Origin of the sequence: Actinospica durhamensis (genome assembly GCF_018139695.1) — a bacterium.
Taxonomy (GTDB): Bacteria; Actinomycetota; Actinomycetes; order Streptomycetales; family Catenulisporaceae; genus Actinospica; species Actinospica durhamensis.
The window spans coordinates 1-630 of the sequence record NZ_JAGSOG010000669.1 but is presented as its reverse complement, the minus strand read 5'-3'; the positions used below and the strand labels follow the sequence as shown (position 1 = coordinate 630).

General features: G+C 75.9%; 1 protein-coding gene. It reads right to left on the bottom strand.

Going from position 1 to position 630, the window contains the following annotated elements:
- Positions 1 to 397: 397 nt before the first annotated feature.
- The coding region (locus KDL01_RS41650) for a hypothetical protein (RefSeq protein WP_212534232.1) at positions 398 to 630 on the bottom strand (233 nt) is incomplete at its 5' end.

The window sequence follows — 630 nt, the reverse complement described above, 5'->3', positions numbered from 1 at the left end:
GTCCCCCAGGGCGCCGCCACGGGCATACGCCCGTCCCCGGCGACATGCCTATCAGAAGGCAGAGCGGCTTGGCTCGCTTGGTGGCCGGCCCCGGTACGGGTGGTACCGGTGGGCTCGCGTCTCCCCCCTGCTCCTGCGTCGCCGGCGACCACAGGGGGCAGGTGTCCCCGGTGTCGGCGGCGGCACGGTACAGCCGTTCGGCTCCCTCCTGGTCCCCGGCCTCCTCCCGCATCTCCGCCAGCCGCACCAGCGCCCATGGGGCCCAGGGGTCTGCGGCGGTGCACCACAGGTGTGCGGCGTGGCGAAGCCGGTACCGGCCGTGGGCGGTGCCGGCGAGGCGAACTCCGGGCAGCGGCCGGCCAGGGCGGCACCCGGACAGGTGGCGCCCGGTCCGCGCTCAGCGGGACGGAGCCGACTCCTCCGCGGTGGGCGGACGGTCTGCGTGCAGCCGGTCGTGGACCTCCTGCGCCGCACCGGCGTACCGGGCCATGGCGAGCGGCTGCTCCTCGAGGAGTTCGCGGAACAGGTCGACGGCCTCGGCGGAAGCGGCGCGGGCGGCGTCGGAGCGGTCGCCCGCCGTCAACCGAGCGTGCGCGAAGACGGCCAGAGCGTGTGCGAGCAGTTCACGGT